This window comes from Ilumatobacter sp., from assembly GCF_041688325.1.
Taxonomy (GTDB): Bacteria; Actinomycetota; Acidimicrobiia; order Acidimicrobiales; family Ilumatobacteraceae; genus Ilumatobacter_A.
Genome location: NZ_JBDNIJ010000187.1, coordinates 1 through 17,576, shown reverse-complemented (window position 1 = coordinate 17,576; position 17,576 = coordinate 1). Strand labels below are relative to the sequence as shown.

The window sequence follows — 17,576 nt, the reverse complement described above, 5'->3', positions numbered from 1 at the left end:
GCCGAACAACTTCCAGAACTCCTGGTTCGCCTGAATGATCCGACCGTGGACGTCGGCCAACGACAGCGACGTCGCCGCATGGTCGAAGCCTTCGGCCAACAGGTGTGTGGGATCTTCAGACACTCCACCAGTGTTGCGGACCGCGGCACCTGTCGCGCTCACGACCAATGAAATCGTCGCGATGCGGTCATTCTCGGCCAGCAGCGCACGGGGCAACGGACCGCCCAACCATCACCATAACCTGCTCCTGGCAGCCCCACCATCTCGGTGGCGTTCTGGAGGACGAGGAGTACATCGGGCGCTTCGTTCGCCCCGCTCGCAACGAAGACCGCCGCAGTCAGCCGGGCTGAGGCCGCAGGGTCAGCTGCAGCTCAGGCGATCGTAACGAGACGAGGCGAGCACTCGAATGACCTGGGCCAAGGTGACGCCAGCGGCGGCGGCAACTTCGTTGTTAGACGGCCGGTAATCGGGGTCGATGGCTGACAATTCCCGTTGTGCCAGAAGGATTTCCGGCTGCTTCTCGAAGTCGCTGGGATACAAGTCGGCGTGGTCGATGGCGACTACTGCTTGAGCGTACGTCCAGGTCTGGTGGAGCGGACCGCTGCTCCCGGTGGTCGAAGTGTACGGGAGCACCACAGCACTCGAAATCGTCGGGGCGAAGCGTTTGTTCTCTTTGTCTGCCGGAATGACCGTCGACATTTCGCGGTGCAGTGCTACCGGGTTTTCCGTCAACTGCTGGACCCGCTCGAAGCTCATGCGCCATATCCTCGCCGCCACTTCTCAAGCGGGAATGAGCCCTACATTAAGATTTGATCTGGATTGGTACATCGACGGGTTGCGCGGGCATCAGAGCCCCTTATCTCCACGTTGTCAGGGTCACACCCGCGATCTGGTCTTTGGCGTGGCCGAGAGAGAATGGGTCATTTCGAGAGCAGGTTCCGGTCAAGGCGAGCGGCCGCTCAGCTGTGGATCGCGTAGCCGATACCGCGCACGGTCCTGACATGACTGGGCTTGCCGGTGTCGATCTTCTTCCGCAGGTTGGCGATGTGAACGTCAACGACGTGCTCGTCACCAACGTAGTTGTCACCCCAGACCGCAATGCGGAGCTGTGACCGGGTCAGCACGCTGCCTGGCCGCTTGGCCAGCGCATTGAGGAGGTTGAATTCGATCTTGGTCAACTCGGCGACGTTTCCTTTAACCGTGACGGATCGCGTCTCGGCGTCAATTCTGAGATCGCCAACATGCAGGCTGACGGATCTCGAAGCGCTCTCCGATCCGCGTGTGCGGGCAAGGAGCGCCCCAACTCGAGCTCCCAGCTCTCGGGGCGAGAACGGCTTGGTCACGTAGTCGTCGGCGCCAAGCCGGAAGCCGACCAACTTGTCGACTTCATCGTCGCGCCCGGTCAGCAAGATCACGAACGCGTCAGAGTCCTGGCGGATCTCTCGGCAGAGGTCGAGACCGTCTCCGTCGGGAAGTGTCAGGTCAAGAATAACGAGGTCGGGCGGCGTCGATCGCATACGGTCCCGAGCGTCACTCAGCGTCGTCGCGGTGATCACCTCGTGTCGCTCGGCACGCAAGGCAGCGGTAATGAGCTCCGCATACTCGGGGGCATCTTCGACAACGAGAACTCGGTAGGACACGGTGTGATGTTCGCACAGTGGCGGTGCCGAGGGAGTACTTTGCCGACAAAGACGATCGTATGACTTACTTGGCAGACGTCTTCGTGCGACCAGGCGGCATCGAAATCAGAGCTGCGGGGGGCCCGCCGTTGGTGCGCAACAGCGGCCCAATCGAGCTCGTTCGGAGTGCCGGTCGCGTCGGAGGCAACGTGATCGATACCGGCGTCTCGGATGTGCCACCAACCACGCTGAGCCGGCGCGGCATGGCGCGAGGCTCGCTCGTCTTCGATGGTGCCCCACCGCTGGCTGTCGCTTCGGCTGGAGTTTCCCCGGCATACACGTCGACATATGTCTGACCGGACAACTCAGCGATTTCGTACATCACCGCATCGGTGAACCGCCGCAACGTTCGAGGGTCAGACGGGTCGCCGTGCTCGTGGACCCACATCGGTTTGCCGAACCGAACGGTGACCTTTTTGAACGGCTTCATTGCAACTGTGTCAGGCGGCTGCACGGCAATCGTGCCCGAATGGCCGACCGGAATGATCGGTGCGTTGCACTTTGCTGCCAAACGAGCAACGCCCGTGCGACCCTTGTGGAGGTTGCCGCTGCGCGAGCGAGTTCCCTCGGGATAGATCATGAAGAGATGACCGTCATCGAGCACGCGGGCCGCTGTGTCGAGTGCGACCTGCGCAGCGTCGCCCCCTGTTCGATCGACCGGGATCATGCCCAGAGCAGGGAAGATGTGCTTGGTCTTCCAGCTGTCCATGTACTCGCCTTTGCCAATCGCCCACATCCGACGCGGGAGGGCGGCAGGAACGAACACCGAATCACAAAACGACAGGTGGTTCGGAGCAATCAATGCTGGGCCCGTGCGCGGGATGTGTTCAAGGCCCTCGATTTCGAAGTCCCACATGCGGTGGGTGAGCTGCCTGATCGCACCCAGGGAGTACTTGGCCAGACGGTCGGCGCCTGGCAGATCGGGTGCAGGCTCGAAGTTGAAGTCGGCTGGCTTGCTCATGAGCGCAGCGCCCGTCGGATCGGCTTGCCGTTCGGCGCAATTGGAAGCTCATCGAGGAAGTGGTACTCACGTGGACATTTGTGTCGACTCAAGTTGCGCTCGACGTGAGCGCGGAGATCGGCTTCGTCGACGGTTCCAGCGATGTGCGCCACGACCATTTCGCCGGTTCGCTCGTCTGCAGTGCCGGTGACGATCGCGCCGGTGACGTCCGGATGGCTCATCAACACCGTCTCGACCTCGGCGGGGAACACGTTGAATCCGGAGACGATGACGACGTCTTTGATGCGGTCAACGAGGTAGAGGTAGCCATCCTCATCAAAGATGCCGACGTCACCCGTCCAAAACCAGCCGTCGACGGTGAGTACCGAATCGGTCATCTCGGCATCATCGAGGTAGCCCTGGAACACACCGGGGCTGCGCACGACCACCTCACCTTCATCACCGATGTCCACAGGCACACCGTTGCCGTCGACAAGGGCGACTTCGACACCCTCGAGCACCTTGCCCACCGACGACGGTCGAACCGGATGACCGCGACCAAGCGTGACGATCGGTGAGGTTTCAGTCAGCCCGTAACCCTGGGCAATCTCGAGGCCGTAGCGATCGCGAACTGCCTCGAACACGCCAAGCGGCAACGCTGCTGCGCCTGACGCGGCATGTCGAACCGTCGCAAGACTGTCGTCGGGGCCGTCGGCCTTGGCCCAACGCTGCCACATCGGCGGCGCAGCGGTCAGCATCGTGATCCGGTGTTCGCGCACCAGTCGCAGGCTCTCGTCGATATCGAACCGACGCTGCAGCACAATGCTCGATCCGGCACGTAACGACGCCAGCAACACGACGTTGAGCCCAAAGATGTGTGCAAACGGTAAGCAGCCGAGCGTGACGTCAGCCGCTGACATCGGCTCGGGATTGCCATCGAGTGCCTCATGAATCCACGCCAGGTTCGCATGGGTCAGCACCGCGACCTTCGGATCGCCAGACACCCCACTGGTCAGCATGTAGAACGCTGTAGCACCCGGCGACTGGTCGACAACACCTGGATCGTCAGGCAGGTCGTCGGGTAAACCCTCTGGCAGAGCGACGGTCGTGTCGATCGAGGTGGCCCCGAAGTCATGCTCGAGAAGAGCTGCGCCGACGGCACCGATCAACAGCAACTTGGACTGCACGAGGTCGATGCGGAGCTGCACTTCGGGCGGGGGACTCAACGGGTTGACCGGCATGACGATGGCGCCCAAGCCGAGCACAGCAAGTGCGCTGACCGCGAAGCTCACTTCGTTGCCCGCCGCGACCGTGACCACGCTGCCGACAACGACGCCGAGCTGACGAAGATGGCGTCGACGTTGCGCCACCGCGTCCCGCAGCTCGCCGTAGGTCAACGTGCAATCCCCATCGATCAACGCAACCGAACCAGCAGGATGTCCCTCAATCACATTCGCCAGGTTCACGCGTTCCTCACCCTCAGCTGCCACACAGCTTCTCGATATCCAGTCATGACCGATCTGCGCTCAGTATGACATCTGAGGTGTGACGCAGATCACTCGGCTGGCACTTCTTCGCTGAACGCACCGAACTGCTTGCGAGGGTCGGTGTCGCTCGAGTTGTGGCATCGTGTTCCATGGCCTCACCTACGACTGCCGCGATCTTTGACCTTGACCGCACGCTGATCAGTGGCTCGTCATCGACGGTCTTCATGCGTCACCTCACCGAAGCCGGCGTGGCAAACATCGCCAGCAATCCGGTGCTCGAACCAATCGTGGCAGGCGCCCAGTTTGCGATCAAGACGACGTACGACCTGATCGGCGAGTCACGACTGCTCATGCAGCCGGCGAAACTCGCTGTGCGCGCCTCATCGGGTTGGCCACTGGTCGACGTTGCAGAGGCCTGTCGCCGCGCTGCGGCCGAAATCGTCGACTTGGTGCAGCCCTTCGCCCGTCCGTTGATCGAGGAACACCGCGCGGCGGGTCGATTGCTCGTCCTGGCTTCGACCTCGCCGCTGCCCTTCACCGAGCCACTCGCCAAAGCGCTCGGCTTCGACCATGTCATCGGCACCTCGTGGCGCCATGACGGCACGACCTACACCGGCGAACTCGACGGCCCCTTCGTCTGGGGCCCCGACAAGGCCGCCGCTGTCGAAGCGTGGGCCACTGCCAACAATGTCCAGCTCGGCCGGAGTTACGCCTACAGCGACAGCTACTTCGATGCCCCACTCCTCGACCTCGTCGGCCACCCGGTCGCCATTAACCCTGACGTTCGCTTGGCTGCCACTGCAGCGATCAAAGGTTGGCCGACCCGTCACCTCGACGTGTCCGACGGCGTCATCAAGATCGCCGGACGCGAGCTGCAAGAGTGGTCGCGGCCGCTCATGCGGCCCGAGTTGGTCGCACCCAGCGCCGCCATCACCTTCAGCGGAATCGAGAACATTCCAGCCGAGGGCCCGGCAATCGTCGTGTTCAACCATCGCTCATACTTCGATCCAACGGTGATGGGTCTCTTGTTCGCCAAAGCCGGACGAAACGTCCGCGGGCTCGGCAAGAAGGAAGTCTTCGACGTCCCGATCATCGGCCGGCTACTGCGCGGTATGGGAGGCGTACGCGTCGAACGCGCCTCGGGTTCCAACGAGCCGCTCGAAGCAGCTGCTGCTGCGCTGCGCGGCGGCGAGGTCGTGATGCTCGCACCGGAGGGCACCATTCCGCGTGGGCCGGCCTTCTTCGACCCAGAGCTGAAAGGCCGTTGGGGCGCCGCGAAGCTCGCTGCCGACACACGCGTCCCGGTGATTCCTGTCGGGCTGTGGGGCACCGAGCTGGTCTGGCCGCGGAGCAGCAAGCTCCCCCACTTCAGCCCGTTCAACCGACCCGCCGTCACCGCAACCGTCGGGCCGCCCGTCAACCTCAAGTACCGCAGTGCCGACACCGACACCGCGCGAATCATGACCGCCATCTCGGCGCTCCTGCCGCCCGAGGCGCGCGAGCCCTACGAGCCGACGACCGAAGAACTCATGACCACCTTCCCGCCCGGCTACTCCGGTGATCCAACCGCTGAAGCCGAACGCCGCCCTGGCACCGACACCGCGGCCCGCTGAGCAGACACAGGCAGAATCGGACCAGACACTATGGCAACACGCGAACGCGAGACCGACCAGTCAGAACGCATGAGCGAACACGAGGCGCTCATGTGGAACATCGAGAAAGACCCGTGGCTCAATCCCAGCGGCGGGTCGGTGATGATCCTCGATCAGGCGATCGACATGGAGCAGTTCCGTCGCCAGATGCGCAACGGCATCGCCAAGACGCCGCGCCTCTACCAACGCGCCGTTCCCGGGTTCGGGCGCTTGTCGACACCGGCGTGGGTACCCGACATCGAGTTCGATCTCGACGCGCATCTCCGCGAGGTCATTCTGCCGGCACCGGGCAACGATCGCCAGCTCCTCGACCTCTGCGCCCGGCTCTATAGCGAACCGCTCGACCGTACCCGGCCCCTCTGGCGCTTCGTGATCATCAGCGGGCTCAGCAAAGGCCGCAGCGCACTGTGGGCCATCATCCACCACTCGGTCAGCGACGGTATCGGGCAGTTGCGGATGGCTGAGTTGTATCAACAGACGACGCGTGATGGGCCGGCCCCGCCAGACATCGACCTTGCAGCAACCATCGCCGAGGCCGCTGCCCAACACGAAGCAAAGGAGTCAGGCGGCAACCTTGCTACCGGCGTGATCTCGACGATCAGCAACTCGGCAAGCCACGCCGTTCGGCGCCACGTCGGAATCGGACGACGACTCCTCGGCGAGGTCGCCCTGTGGCCGGCCGACCCGAGCCGGATCGGCGAGACCGCTGGTACCGCCATCGACACCGTCCGATCAATCAGCGCCCAACTCACCCCATCGTCCAACGATGAGAGCTCGGGCTCGCCACTGTGGACCGAACGGTCACGCGGCCGCCACCTCGAATGGGTGCGCCTCGACATCGATGACCTCAAGCGCACCGGCAAGGCGCTCGGCGCCACGATGAACGACGTGTTCCTCGCCGGGCTCGCCGAAGCAACGCATCGCTATCACCAACGCCACAACAGCACGATCGAGACCACCAACTCAAGCTTCGTGCTGAGTACCCGAACCGACGGCAAGGCCGGTGGCAACGCCTTCACCCCGGTCCCGGTCCAACTGCCTGCGGGTAAAATGAAGCCACAGCAACGGCTCGCCGCAGTGTCCGCAATGTTGGTCGACGCCAAAGAAGAAGCCCAGCGGACCGGCGGCCTCACCGGAGTCTCGGGGATCGCGAACCTGCTGCCGATCTCGGTCGTGACACGCGCAGCTCGCGCCGCAGCCAGCCGCATCGACTTCGCCACATCCAATCTGCGTGGCGCTCCGTTTGAGCTCTACGTGTCGGGCGCGAAGATCCTCGCAACCATCGCCATGGGGCCGGTTGCTGGGACCGGTGCCAACATCACTGCGATGTCGTACGACGGTGCTTTCGACATCGGCATTTTCTGCGACCCGGCTGCAATTACCGACCCCGCGGGGTTCCGCAACGACATCGTCGAGTCGTTCGCCGCCTTCGCAGCGCTCGCCTGACACGAACTGATGAGTGAGCCCCACACATGAACCCGCTGAGTGAGACGGTCGATGTCGTCGTAATCGGGGCTGGAGTTGCAGGCCTCTCGGCGGCCGCCCAGATCGCTCGCTCCGCATCGGTGCTTGTCGTCGAGATGGAGTTGTCGCCGTCTCACCATTCCACTGGCCGCTCGGCTGCCATTTACTTGCCGACGTACGGGCCGCCGAACGTCCGTCGACTCACTGCCGCGAGCGCCCATTTCTTCCACACTGCCAACGACGGGCGATCGCCGACGTCGCTCGTCAGTCCGCGTGGCGTGCTCTACGTCGCAGATGCCGCGGGCGAGTCGAGCCTCCAGGCGCTCGCTGCCAGCATGGGTGAGGCCGGCGGCCAACTCGAAATGGTCGGGGCCGACGAGGCCCGCCGCCGTTGCCCTGCATTGCGACCCAACTGGGTGATTGCCGGGGGCCTCGACCACGAGGCTCTCGACATCGACGTCGCCGCCACTGTTGCCACGTACCGTTTGGACCTCGTTGCCCGCGGCGGGAAGATTCGCACCGATCATCGAGTCACCGGCCTCGACCGCCAACGCCACGGATGGACCGTCACAACGACCGCTGGCACGATCTCGGCCGGTGTCATCGTCAACGCAGCCGGTGCCTGGGTCGACAAGATTGCTGACCTTGCCGGCCTTGAGCGAATCGGGTTCATGCCGAAGCGACGGACGATGGGGATTGGCCCCGCTCACTCCGACGACGACGTCGGGCCTCACTTCGTCGCCCACGTCGACATGGACTTCTATTTCGGCGGCGAACACGGTGACGTGATGTTTTCACCCGCCGACGAAACCCCGAGCGAGCCGACCGACGCGCGGCCCGAAGAGATCGACCTGGCACTTGCGATCGAGCGAATCAACGAGGCCACCACACTCGGCCTCCGGTCGGTGCGCCAGAGCTGGGCCGGGCTGCGCACGTTCAGCCCAGACGGTGATCTCGTCATCGGCCCCGACCCCACCGATGACGCGTTCATCTGGTGTGGCGGTCAGGGTGGCTACGGCATCCACACCTCGGCCGGCGCGGCAATGGCAACTGCTGCGCTCACACTCGGCAACCCACTTCCACAAGAACTCCTCGACGTCGGGCTTCGCGCACCCGACTTGGTTCCCCGTCTTGCCCGTTCTCCTCGTTCTCCAGAAATCTGATCGCCCAGGTCGCTCTGCCGGGTCGCTCTGGTTCGATACGGGACGCGAGACTTCGACGTATGACCGAATCTGTGAACGACCTGGTGCTGCGAAGCGATGCCGACGGGCTCGCCACGCTCACGCTGAACCGCCCAGACAAGTTGAATGCCCTGTCACCGGCGTCGTTCATTGCACTGCGCGCTCACATCGACGCGATCGCGGTCGACGACTCTGTCGGATGCGTTGTACTGACTGGCGCCGGTCGCGCATTCTGCGCCGGCCACGACCTTGCCTCGATCGCCTCGGCTGAGAAAGCCCCCAGCCGGCACTTCGAAACGGAGACGGTCGATGCGCTCGAAGCACTGCCGCAACCGACCATCGCCCGAATCAACGGCCACTGCTACACCGGCGGCCTCGAGTTGGCATTGGGCTGCGATCTGTTGATTGCTGGCGAGTCGGCCAAGCTTGGCGACACACACGGCCAATGGGGACTCGTTCCCATCTGGGGCATGTCGGTGCGGCTTCCCGAACGCGTCGGCCGGTCAATGGCAAAAGAACTGATGTTCACCAGCCGACGTGTTTCGGGCACTGACGCTGCGTCCATAGGGCTCGTTGATCGTTGTGTCGCCGACGGTCAGTTGGACGACACCGTTGCGGCGCTTGCCGCCGAAGTGCTCTCCAACTCCCGAGGCACGAACCGCATCGTCAAACAACTCATCGACGATCACGCACAACGCAGCCGCGTCGACGCACTCCTGCACGAGCGGGCGCTGCCCCACGGCGTCCCCGACGACATGCAGGAACGCCTCCGCGCCGGCGGCCGATAATTACGCACGGGGTCAGGCCCCTTTCGCAACTATCTGGGCACGCCGATCGGCCAGCCGTCGACGACCTGATCAAGAAACTCACTCATACCGATGCCGACGTGACCGTCGCATTCGTAGCGTGTCATCGCTTCGGTGATTCGCGTGTGCAACTGGTCGCCGTCCGGAGTGGTCCGCCGACTGCGCAGCGGAATCATTGAGAGCACCTCGCCGGTCACTTCGTACTCACGCTGGTCGGTCTGGACCCGACAGCGCATTGCTGTCTGTTCGCCTGCCTCGTTCCAGTCAGCCTCGATACGGCAGTCAGTGACTCGGTGGTATTCGTCGCCGACCAAGACCATCCCGCTCGCGGCCGGCGTGCGGGTCGACCCGTCGTCACGAGTACCGCGATCGATGACCGAAAGCATCATCGCGAAGTTTTCGTTGAACACCATCGGGAGCCACCGGTACCAGGTGAGTGCCTGCCAGTATCGCGGGCCCCACGACTTGTCGCGCAAGCCCATGCCGTCGATCTCCATGACGACACCATCTACGCCGTCTGCACCATCTGCACCATCTGCACCATCTGCACCGCCGACGGTGATCGTGCCGGTGACCGAACAGTGCTGCTCGTAGTGCGCTTTGGCGAACCCGTTGAGCGTCTCGATCTCGCGGCCGTCGGCGTACTGCGGCTTACCGCCGTACATCGGTGACACGCCCCGGTAGTTGAGCCTGACCGAGCACGTGACCATCGGGTTGTTCCGGAACGCGGCACGTGGATCGGCCATCTCGCTGGGATCGTCGAGCAGACAGACGCGACCGTCGTAGGTGACGGTGAGATGCTCGAACGGCTTCACCACCGTGATGGTCAGGCCACCAGCGTCCATCGCATCGTTGTTGTCGATCTTGGGACGGTCGTACATGAAGCCGACTCGGCCGTCGGGCAGGTAAACGCAGACCGACATCTCGGCATGGCCCTCGTTGACCCGGTTGCCGAGTCGAAACCAGCCGCCCGCCTCCAGACCGAGATCGAAGGCATTGAGGTACATCGACTCGTTGTAGTTCTCGGCAGCATCGGGCGTGTGCGTGTACTCGTCCTCCGGCAGCAGAACGGTCACGATCTCGTCAGGGTCGGTGTCATCGGGCTCGGTCATAGCGTTCACTCTCCTGGTCCAAGCAACATCCTCGCGGCCCGCGCCATGGCTAATCGCAGCGAACGAAATCTGGCCTGATCCACTGCGAGGTGAGGAGCACCGCGAATGTCCCGTTGAGCGGCGCTGGTGGTGGGCAGCCCTGAACGTATGCTCGGGACGTGAGCGCAACTGAGTATGACGGATCGACCGCTTTGATCGTGGTGGACATGCAGAACGACTTCGGCCACCCCGACGGATCACTGTTCGTCGAAGGCGGCGATCAGCTCGTGGGGCCGATCAACAACGAGATCTACGCAGCCGCCGAAGCGAGCGCGGTCATCGTCGTCACACAGGACTGGCACCCGGCCACGACACCACACTTCATCGACGACGGCGGTGTCTGGCCGACGCACTGCGTTGCGGGAACGTGGGGCGCCGAACTCATCGACGGCCTCGATCCCGATTCCCGGGCCAGTGCAGTGATCCGTAAGGGCACCAACGGCGAGGACGGCTACTCGGCGTTCTCCATGCGCGAACCTGGCGGTGACGTCGACATCCCGACCGGTCTCGCCGGCTTGCTGCGGGAGCGCGGCATCGAGCGTGTCGTCGTGTGCGGTATCGCCACCGACGTCTGCGTGTCGGCGACTGCGCTGAGCGCCATGAATGCGGGGTTCGACACAACCGTCCTCTGGGACGCAGCGCGGCCGGTGTACGCCGATAGCGCGACCACCGCTCGGGTGCTCGGCGAGTTCGCCGACGCATCCATCACCGTCATCGGTGGATCAGCGTGAGTCACGAGCCTCTGGCAACCACGATCACGAATCGATGGACCGCAACACGCGGACCGCTGTTCACCGACATGTACGAGCTGACGATGGCCCAGGTCTACGTGACCCAGGGCATCTCCGAGCAGCGCGCCCACTTCGACTATTTCTTCAGGTCGACCCCGGATTACGGCACCCATCAGGCCGGCTTCTGCGTCTTTGCTGGGCTGGACCCGTTCCTTTCCTGGATCAGCGACCTCGAGATCACCAACGCCCACATCGAAGCACTTGCAGCCATGACCGCACCGACTGGCACTCCCGTCTTCGGTGCTGAGTTCCTCGACTGGCTCGCCACACCCGGCCGCTTCAACGACGTCGAGGTCCGGTCGATCGCAGAGGGGCGCGTCGTCCATCCCCACGTCCCGATCGTCACCGTGACTGGGCCGCTCGCTGTGTGCCAGCTGCTCGAAACGTCGCTCCTCAACCACTTCAACTATCCGACACTCATTGCCACGAAGGCGGCCCGCGTCGTGCAAAGCGCCCGTGGCGGCAGCGTCCTTGAGTTCGGGATGCGCCGTGGGCCGTCGACCGGCGTGAACGAAGGCATTCGCGCCGCGCTGATCGGCGGCTGCGTTTCGACCTCAAACGTCGAAGCAGCAATTGCCCTCGGCAAGCAGCCGATCGGCACGCACGCTCACGCACTCGTCCAGGCGTACATGGCACTCGGCGACGGAGAAATCGGCGCGTTCCGCGCGATGGCGGCCACCGCCCCCGACGAGTGCATCTTGCTGGTCGACACTGTCAACACGCTCGAGTCCGGCGTGCCGAACGCGATCACCGTCTTCGATGAACTGCGCGCCGCCGGCCACGAGCCCGTCGGTGTCCGCCTCGACTCCGGTGACCTTGCCTACCTCGCGGTGCAGGTCGCTCAGCTCCTCGACGCAGCCGGCTACCCGGACGTGTCGATCGTGCTGTCGAGCGACCTTGACGAGCTGAATATTTGGCAGATCCTCACCCAGATCGCCGACGATGCCGAGCTGCTCGGCATCGATGCCATCAGCATCAGCAAGCGGCTGGTGTACGGCGTCGGCACCCGGCTGATTACCTCACACGGATCAGGCGCGCTGAACGGCGTCTACAAGCTCGTCGGCATCGAGAATCGTGACGGCGCCTGGACGCCAGCCATCAAGCTTTCCGAAGACCCCGGCAAGGTGCCGCTCCCCGGCCGTAAGGCCGTCTGGCGTCTGTACGACCAGCGCGGCGCAGCCGTTGTCGATCTGATCGGACTCGCTGACGAGGAGCCACTCGCAGATGAGGTCACTGTCGTTCACCACCCGAGCCATGACGGCATCAATCAATTGATTCGTCGCGCCGACATTTCCCATATTGAGTTGCTGCACGACACGGTGTTCGGCAACGACATTGATGCCGCGTCGCCCCCGACGATCGACGAGCTCGCGGAGCGATGCCGCGTCGACGTCGACCGGTTGGACATCGGCGTGCGCCGTCTGGTCAACCCGCACCGGTATCACGTCAGCCTGACGACCAAGTTGTACGAGCTGCGCAAAACGCTCGTCGCCGACGCTCAGGTCTAATCGCCAGTGCCTCGCTCGATCACGGTCCGCGGCCGGGTGATGCACACCCCCGAACGCCACCGGCTGGCCGTCCTCGATGACGTGATCATCACCGTCGACGATGGTGGAACCATCACTGCCATCGACCCGGCGTCCGTTGGCGCCGCGACGCAGACGGTCGACCACCAACTCGGTCCTGACATCGTTCTTCTTCCGGGCCTGATCGACACGCACCTCCATGCCCCGCAGTGGCAGCAGCTCGGCACGGGGCTCGACCTGCCGCTCGAAGACTGGCTGTTCCAACACACCTTTCCACTCGAACAACGATTGACCGACCCTGCGGTTGCAGCCGAGGTGTGGTCGCACATGGTGTCGACGCTGCTCGCGCACGGCACCACGGCTGTTGCCTACTACGCCACGGTCTCTGTTGAAACAACGACCATGCTCGCGGCTACCTGCGTCGCGCTCGGGCAGCGTGCGTTCGTCGGACGAGTCGGCATGGACCATCCGGTCGGCACGCCCGACTGGTACCGCGACGCCGACGCTGCCGCCGGTATCGATGCATCGCGCCGCTCGATTGAGGAAATTCGGGCGCTCGCCTCGCCGCTCGTCGAGCCGATCGTCACCCCACGTTTCACACCAGCATGCACCGACGAACTGCTCGCTGGCCTCGGTGCGCTGGCCGCCGAGACCAACACAATCATCCAGACGCACTGCTCCGAAAGTGACTGGGAACATGGTGCAGCGCTCGAGCGCTTTGGGCGATCAGACACGGCTGCGCTCGTCGGTTTCGAACTGATCAAAGACCACACGGTGCTCGCCCACGGCGACCATCTCGGCGACGACGACTTCGAGCTCATCCGTAGTGCGGGTGCTGGTATCGCTCACTGCCCACTGTCGAATGCCTACTTCGGCAACGCCGTCTTCCCGGCGCGCCGTGCCCTCGACGCCGACGTGCGTGTCGGGTTGGGGTCAGATGTCGCTGGTGGTGCTCGACCCGGCTTGCTCCCACAGTGCGCCGACGCCGTCACTGCTTCGCGGTATCTCGAGGACGGCGTCGACCCGCGGCAGGCTGCCGACGAACGCGGCACGCCCAACTCGCGGATCTCGATTGTCGAGGCGTTCTGGATGGCAACGATGGGCGGCGCCGAGTTACTCGGCCTGCCGACCGGCGCCCTCGAAGTCGGGCGGCCGTTCGACGCACTCGCTGTCGACACGCGCCGGAACGGTTCGCCGCTGCAGGCTTGGCCAGGCCTTGACGACGACGCCCGCATCTTCGAGAAGATCGTTCGCCTCGCCACGCCGGCCGACATCACCGACGTGTGGGTCGCCGGCCGCCGCGTCGCCGGCTCCCGTTCCTGAGGTCCGTCTTTCGCCCGATCCCCGCGTCAGGCCTCGCCGCTCGTTGGCGAAGGCCAACTTGGGTTCATGCTTCCTTGGCCTCGAACGAAACTCAGACCTCAGGCCCAACGACATGAAGAAAGGGAAAGAGCAACGGCATTGTGCTGCTTCTCATTCGGACCCAACTCGGCGTCACGGGATGATTGCGCGTCGGTCAGCGCAGGCCGGGCGGTTGGATTTTGGCGAGGTAGTCGCGGTCGGTCCGCATGCGTTGGCGGAGGTCGTCGTAGTAGGTGCGGGGTGGGTTGAAGTAGATCTGTCCGGTGTCCATTCGGCCGCCATCGGGGTGCGCATACATAGCTGCCGGTTTTGTTGGTGGCCCGGTTGGCAGGTTGGGTGCCGCACCTGAGGGTTTGATCACCCGGCCGTGTTGGTTGCGGAATTCGAGGCCGTCGGGTTGGTCGGCGTCACCGGTGATGTCGAGTCGGCCTCGGTGGTGCATTCGATGATGTTTCCCGCACACCAACAGAAGGTTGTCAGTGTCGGTTCGGCCGCCGTGTTCCCAGTGGATCAGGTGGTGCACTTCAAGACCGAGTGTGGCATCGCAACCAGGAACCCGACAGACCCCGTGGTCGCGATGCTCGATCACGGTGCGGGTGCGGGCTGGTACGACGTACTGGGCGCGACCGACCGACACCGGGAGGCCGCCCTCGACAAACACCGGTGTGACCGTGCCGTCACAGGTGATGTAGCGGCGGATTGCGTCAGGGACGTTCCAGCCGGTGGCGTCGGCCATGGCGCGGTCGTCGCCCCGGTCGTCGCGGTCGGTGTTGATGAACAGGTTGACTCGAAACCGTGACCGGCGTGCCGGGTCGGTGACCGAGTCGAGCGAGGCGTGGGCCATCGCGCACAGCGCCTCGACGAGCCCGGCACCGAACTCGCCGCGCTGGAACAGTCGGTCGCGGGCTTCGTCGAGCGCGGCCTGCACGATCATCCCGGCATCAGCATCCAAGCGACCGGTGAGGCGGAACGAGCCGTCGTCGTCTTGCCACAGCGACAGAAACTCTTCAACAGGCGACTCCGAGGATCCAGATGACTTCACCGGATTGGCCTCGGTATCGGTGACGGCTTCGTTCTCCGGCGCATCGACCGGGTCGGCATCCGGGTCGCCATCACCAGACTCAGCGTCGGCGGATCCGGCCTCAGTGTCGACCGATCCAGAAGCATCCGGAATCTCGCGGCCTGCGTCGTCGAGCACGGGGAACGGGTACTTCTGCAGAACGTGGCGGAGTTGAGTGACCGTCATCACGATGGCGTAGTCACGTGATTGCACGTCGGTCCACGCTGGCGCGTTTCGGGCAATGGTCGCCATCTGATCGAGTGACAGTTCACCGCGTCGGAACGCCTCGATCGACACAGGAAGCTCGCCCACCCGTTCAGCGATCGCCACGATCGAACGGGCCATTGCGGGCGACATTCCGGCCCGCCAAGCAACCCAGGCCGACATTGACGTCATACCTTCGCCGGCCCACAACCGACCGTCAGCCAACAGGACAACAACCCGATCGACCAACGCCGCATGCTGGGAGTTGAGGACACCAACAATGTCGTTGACCTCACACTCCAACACGGTGGTCGACGACATAATTAAGTATACACCTGTTCGAATATATATCCAACACAGATCATATGTTTGGATAAGAATTCAAAATCGATAAACAGAGTCGGTGGACGTTCCGGACGGCGCCGCGGGAGCGCTACATGCAGTCAGGCACCTCGTCATCTTCTGCGACGGGTCGGTACTTCACCGACACTCGCTCGGCCGTCGCGATCAGATGAGTGTTGCTCTGAGAAATCACCACTTCGAGCGCGATCAGCTCTTGCCCGCCTTCGATGGCCGCGGCCCATTCGGCGGGCATCCAATCACCAAGCTGCGTTGCTTCGTCGGTAATCCAGAGCCTGTCGTTCACAAGGCCGATCACCCGGACGCCGCAATGTGTTCCGACAACCAGCGCGTACGCCTCACCTACTTGGAGGTTGTCACCGAGTTCGAGTGTTGGGAGAAGAGCATCGATCGAATTTTCTGGACCACTGACCGTCTCCGCCGAATCCTGATCGGAGCATCCCGCAGCCAGGACACAAAAGGCAGCGGCCAGAGCCAGTCGCAGACCTCTACGACACGTCATGCCATCGAGAATAGTCGCAATGTGCACATCCGGAATCCGCCACGAGTGCATGCGCCGAACCGTCGCGCTGAGCTGACCGTGGCGCCGCTGCCGTAGCCTGCCGCGATGAACGACTGGACACCCGAGACCTGGCTGATCGCTGCCGGGCGTAACCGCACACCAGGTGAACCGCTCAACGTGCCGCCTGTGCTGGCCTCGAACTTCTACCTCCCCGCCGATCGGCTGTACAGCCGATCTGACGGCACGCCAACGTCAGATGCACTCGAAGAACTCCTCGGCGGCATGGAAAACGGCAAGGCGCTGTCGTTTGCATCGGGGATGGCAGCCGCCGCAGTGATCCTCCATCGGCTGCCCGTCGGCTCGACAATCGCCGTTCCTGTCGACCCGTATCACGGCGTTGCCGGCATCGTCAACGAGGGCGAAGCCCAAGGTCGGTGGACCGTGCTCAGGCTCGACCAAGCCGACACACCGGCGTGGCTCGACGCACTCCAGACCTGCGATCTCGTTTGGCTGGAAACGCCGGAGAACCCGCTGATGACGGTGGCAGACCTGCCGACGATCTGCGCGGCCCCACGTCGCGACGGCACGATCGTCGCGGTCGACAGCACCTTTGCGACATCACTCAACCAGCAGCCGCTCGACCTCGGTGCCGACGTCGTGATGCACTCGGCCACGAAGTTCATCGGCGGACACTCCGACCTCCTCGCCGGCGCGTTGATCACGCGCAATGACGAACTACTTGAGGAATTCCGCCACCGGCGACTCCTGTACGGGGCGACGATCGGCGGGATGGAAGCCTTCCTCACGATCCGGGGGGCGCGCACCATGGCACTTCGGATGGAACGAGCACAGCAGAACGCCATGGAATTGGCAACGCGGCTTGAAGCGCACCCGGAGATTACTCGCGTGCTGTATCCCGGCCTGCCCAGCCACCCGACACACGCCGTGGCCGCAACGTTCATGACCGGCTACGGCGCCATGATGTCGTTTGAGACAACTGGTGCTGGGGAGCGGGCCACCGACGTGTGTAACCGGATGGAACTCGTCAACCATGCAACCAGTCTCGGTGGCGTCGAAACCACGATGGAACGGCGCGCGGTGATTCCTGGTCAGGAGCGGATCCCCCAGACGTTGATCCGGTTGAGCGTCGGCTGCGAGCACGTGGACGACCTCTGGGCCGACTTCATGCAGGCCCTCGCCCCAACCTGACCCGGCCCTCCCGGCTATCCCAGCCGACATTTACATATAGTTAGGGTTGCTTTACAACTTCCGGTTGCGTTACCTTTCAGGTCGTGAGTCTGGATGAGGCAATTCGTGTCACCGCACCGGCTCCCGTCGCGCGTCGGCGCAGCAGGCACAGCGCAACACCGCCTGCCCAGACTGCCCTGACACTCGAGCAGCTGCGCTCCTT

At 63.8% G+C, this 17,576-nt stretch carries 15 protein-coding genes; 8 read left to right on the top strand and 7 right to left on the bottom strand.

The features are described 5' to 3' along the window. Positions 1-360: 360 nt before the first annotated feature. The 4 genes from ACH2EI_RS11550 to ACH2EI_RS11535 all read right to left on the bottom strand — a co-directional run bounded on the left by ACH2EI_RS11550 (position 361) and on the right by ACH2EI_RS11535 (position 4,085). A complete protein-coding gene (locus ACH2EI_RS11550) occupies positions 361-756 on the bottom strand; it encodes a hypothetical protein (RefSeq protein ID WP_395160112.1) in 396 nt (131 codons plus the stop codon). Positions 757-959: 203 nt separating this feature from the next. Further along, positions 960-1,640, bottom strand: a complete 681-nt coding sequence (locus ACH2EI_RS11545) for a response regulator transcription factor (protein WP_395152435.1) — start codon at positions 1,638-1,640, stop codon at positions 960-962. 64 nt (positions 1,641-1,704) lie between these two features. Continuing rightward, a complete protein-coding gene (locus tag ACH2EI_RS11540) occupies positions 1,705-2,640 on the bottom strand; it encodes a lysophospholipid acyltransferase family protein (RefSeq protein ID WP_395152434.1) in 936 nt (311 codons plus the stop codon). Further along, positions 2,637-4,085 carry a class I adenylate-forming enzyme family protein gene (locus ACH2EI_RS11535; RefSeq protein ID WP_395160110.1) on the bottom strand — a complete coding sequence of 483 codons (1,449 nt, stop codon included), beginning with the start codon at positions 4,083-4,085 and terminating at the stop codon, positions 2,637-2,639. The genes ACH2EI_RS11540 and ACH2EI_RS11535 overlap by 4 nt, the downstream gene beginning before the upstream one ends. 170 nt (positions 4,086-4,255) lie before the next feature. On the opposite strand from ACH2EI_RS11535, the gene ACH2EI_RS11530 reads away from it, so the two are divergent. From ACH2EI_RS11530 to ACH2EI_RS11515, 4 genes are read left to right on the top strand one after another with little or no spacing between them, the layout of a single operon-like run. After that, on the top strand, positions 4,256-5,719 hold the full coding sequence (locus ACH2EI_RS11530) for an HAD-IB family hydrolase (RefSeq protein WP_395152432.1): 1,464 nt from the start codon (positions 4,256-4,258) through the stop codon (positions 5,717-5,719). Between the two features lie 30 nt (positions 5,720-5,749). Continuing rightward, positions 5,750-7,204 carry a wax ester/triacylglycerol synthase domain-containing protein gene (locus ACH2EI_RS11525; protein ID WP_395152431.1) on the top strand — a complete coding sequence of 485 codons (1,455 nt, stop codon included), beginning with the start codon at positions 5,750-5,752 and terminating at the stop codon, positions 7,202-7,204. 26 nt (positions 7,205-7,230) lie between these two features. After that, complete coding sequence (locus tag ACH2EI_RS11520) at positions 7,231-8,385, top strand: NAD(P)/FAD-dependent oxidoreductase (protein WP_395160108.1); 1,155 nt, start codon at positions 7,231-7,233, stop codon at positions 8,383-8,385. Between the two features lie 59 nt (positions 8,386-8,444). Continuing rightward, complete coding sequence (locus tag ACH2EI_RS11515; protein WP_395152428.1) at positions 8,445-9,191, top strand: enoyl-CoA hydratase/isomerase family protein; 747 nt, start codon at positions 8,445-8,447, stop codon at positions 9,189-9,191. A 29-nt stretch (positions 9,192-9,220) separates the two neighbouring features. Here the strand turns inward: ACH2EI_RS11515 and ACH2EI_RS11510 are convergent, their stop codons facing one another. Further along, positions 9,221-10,321: a hypothetical protein gene (locus ACH2EI_RS11510; protein WP_395152427.1), complete on the bottom strand. Its 1,101-nt coding sequence runs from the start codon at positions 10,319-10,321 to the stop codon at positions 9,221-9,223. 158 nt (positions 10,322-10,479) lie between these two features. Between ACH2EI_RS11510 and ACH2EI_RS11505 the strand changes: the two genes are divergently transcribed. The 3 genes from ACH2EI_RS11505 to ACH2EI_RS11495 are packed head-to-tail and all read left to right on the top strand — an operon-like array spanning position 10,480 to position 14,000. Next, positions 10,480-11,091 (top strand): isochorismatase family protein, encoded by a 612-nt coding sequence (locus ACH2EI_RS11505; RefSeq protein WP_395152426.1) that lies wholly within the window; start codon positions 10,480-10,482, stop codon positions 11,089-11,091. Further along, complete coding sequence (locus tag ACH2EI_RS11500; RefSeq protein WP_395160106.1) at positions 11,088-12,659, top strand: nicotinate phosphoribosyltransferase; 1,572 nt, start codon at positions 11,088-11,090, stop codon at positions 12,657-12,659. Before ACH2EI_RS11505 ends, ACH2EI_RS11500 begins: the two co-directional genes overlap by 4 nt. A gap of 39 nt (positions 12,660-12,698) precedes the next feature. Further along, positions 12,699-14,000, top strand: coding sequence for an amidohydrolase family protein (locus tag ACH2EI_RS11495; RefSeq protein WP_395152436.1), 1,302 nt, complete (start codon positions 12,699-12,701; stop codon positions 13,998-14,000). 193 nt (positions 14,001-14,193) lie between these two features. On the opposite strand, the gene ACH2EI_RS11490 is transcribed toward ACH2EI_RS11495, so the two are convergent. Then, entirely contained in the window at positions 14,194-15,624 is a 1,431-nt protein-coding gene (locus ACH2EI_RS11490; protein ID WP_395160104.1) for a DUF222 domain-containing protein, read from the bottom strand. A 112-nt stretch (positions 15,625-15,736) separates the two neighbouring features. After that, positions 15,737-16,165, bottom strand: a complete 429-nt coding sequence (locus ACH2EI_RS11485) for a hypothetical protein (RefSeq protein ID WP_395152422.1) — start codon at positions 16,163-16,165, stop codon at positions 15,737-15,739. Between the two features lie 105 nt (positions 16,166-16,270). Between ACH2EI_RS11485 and ACH2EI_RS11480 the strand changes: the two genes are divergently transcribed. Beyond that, positions 16,271-17,374, top strand: a complete 1,104-nt coding sequence (locus tag ACH2EI_RS11480; RefSeq protein ID WP_395160102.1) for a trans-sulfuration enzyme family protein — start codon at positions 16,271-16,273, stop codon at positions 17,372-17,374. Positions 17,375-17,576 lie beyond the last annotated feature (202 nt).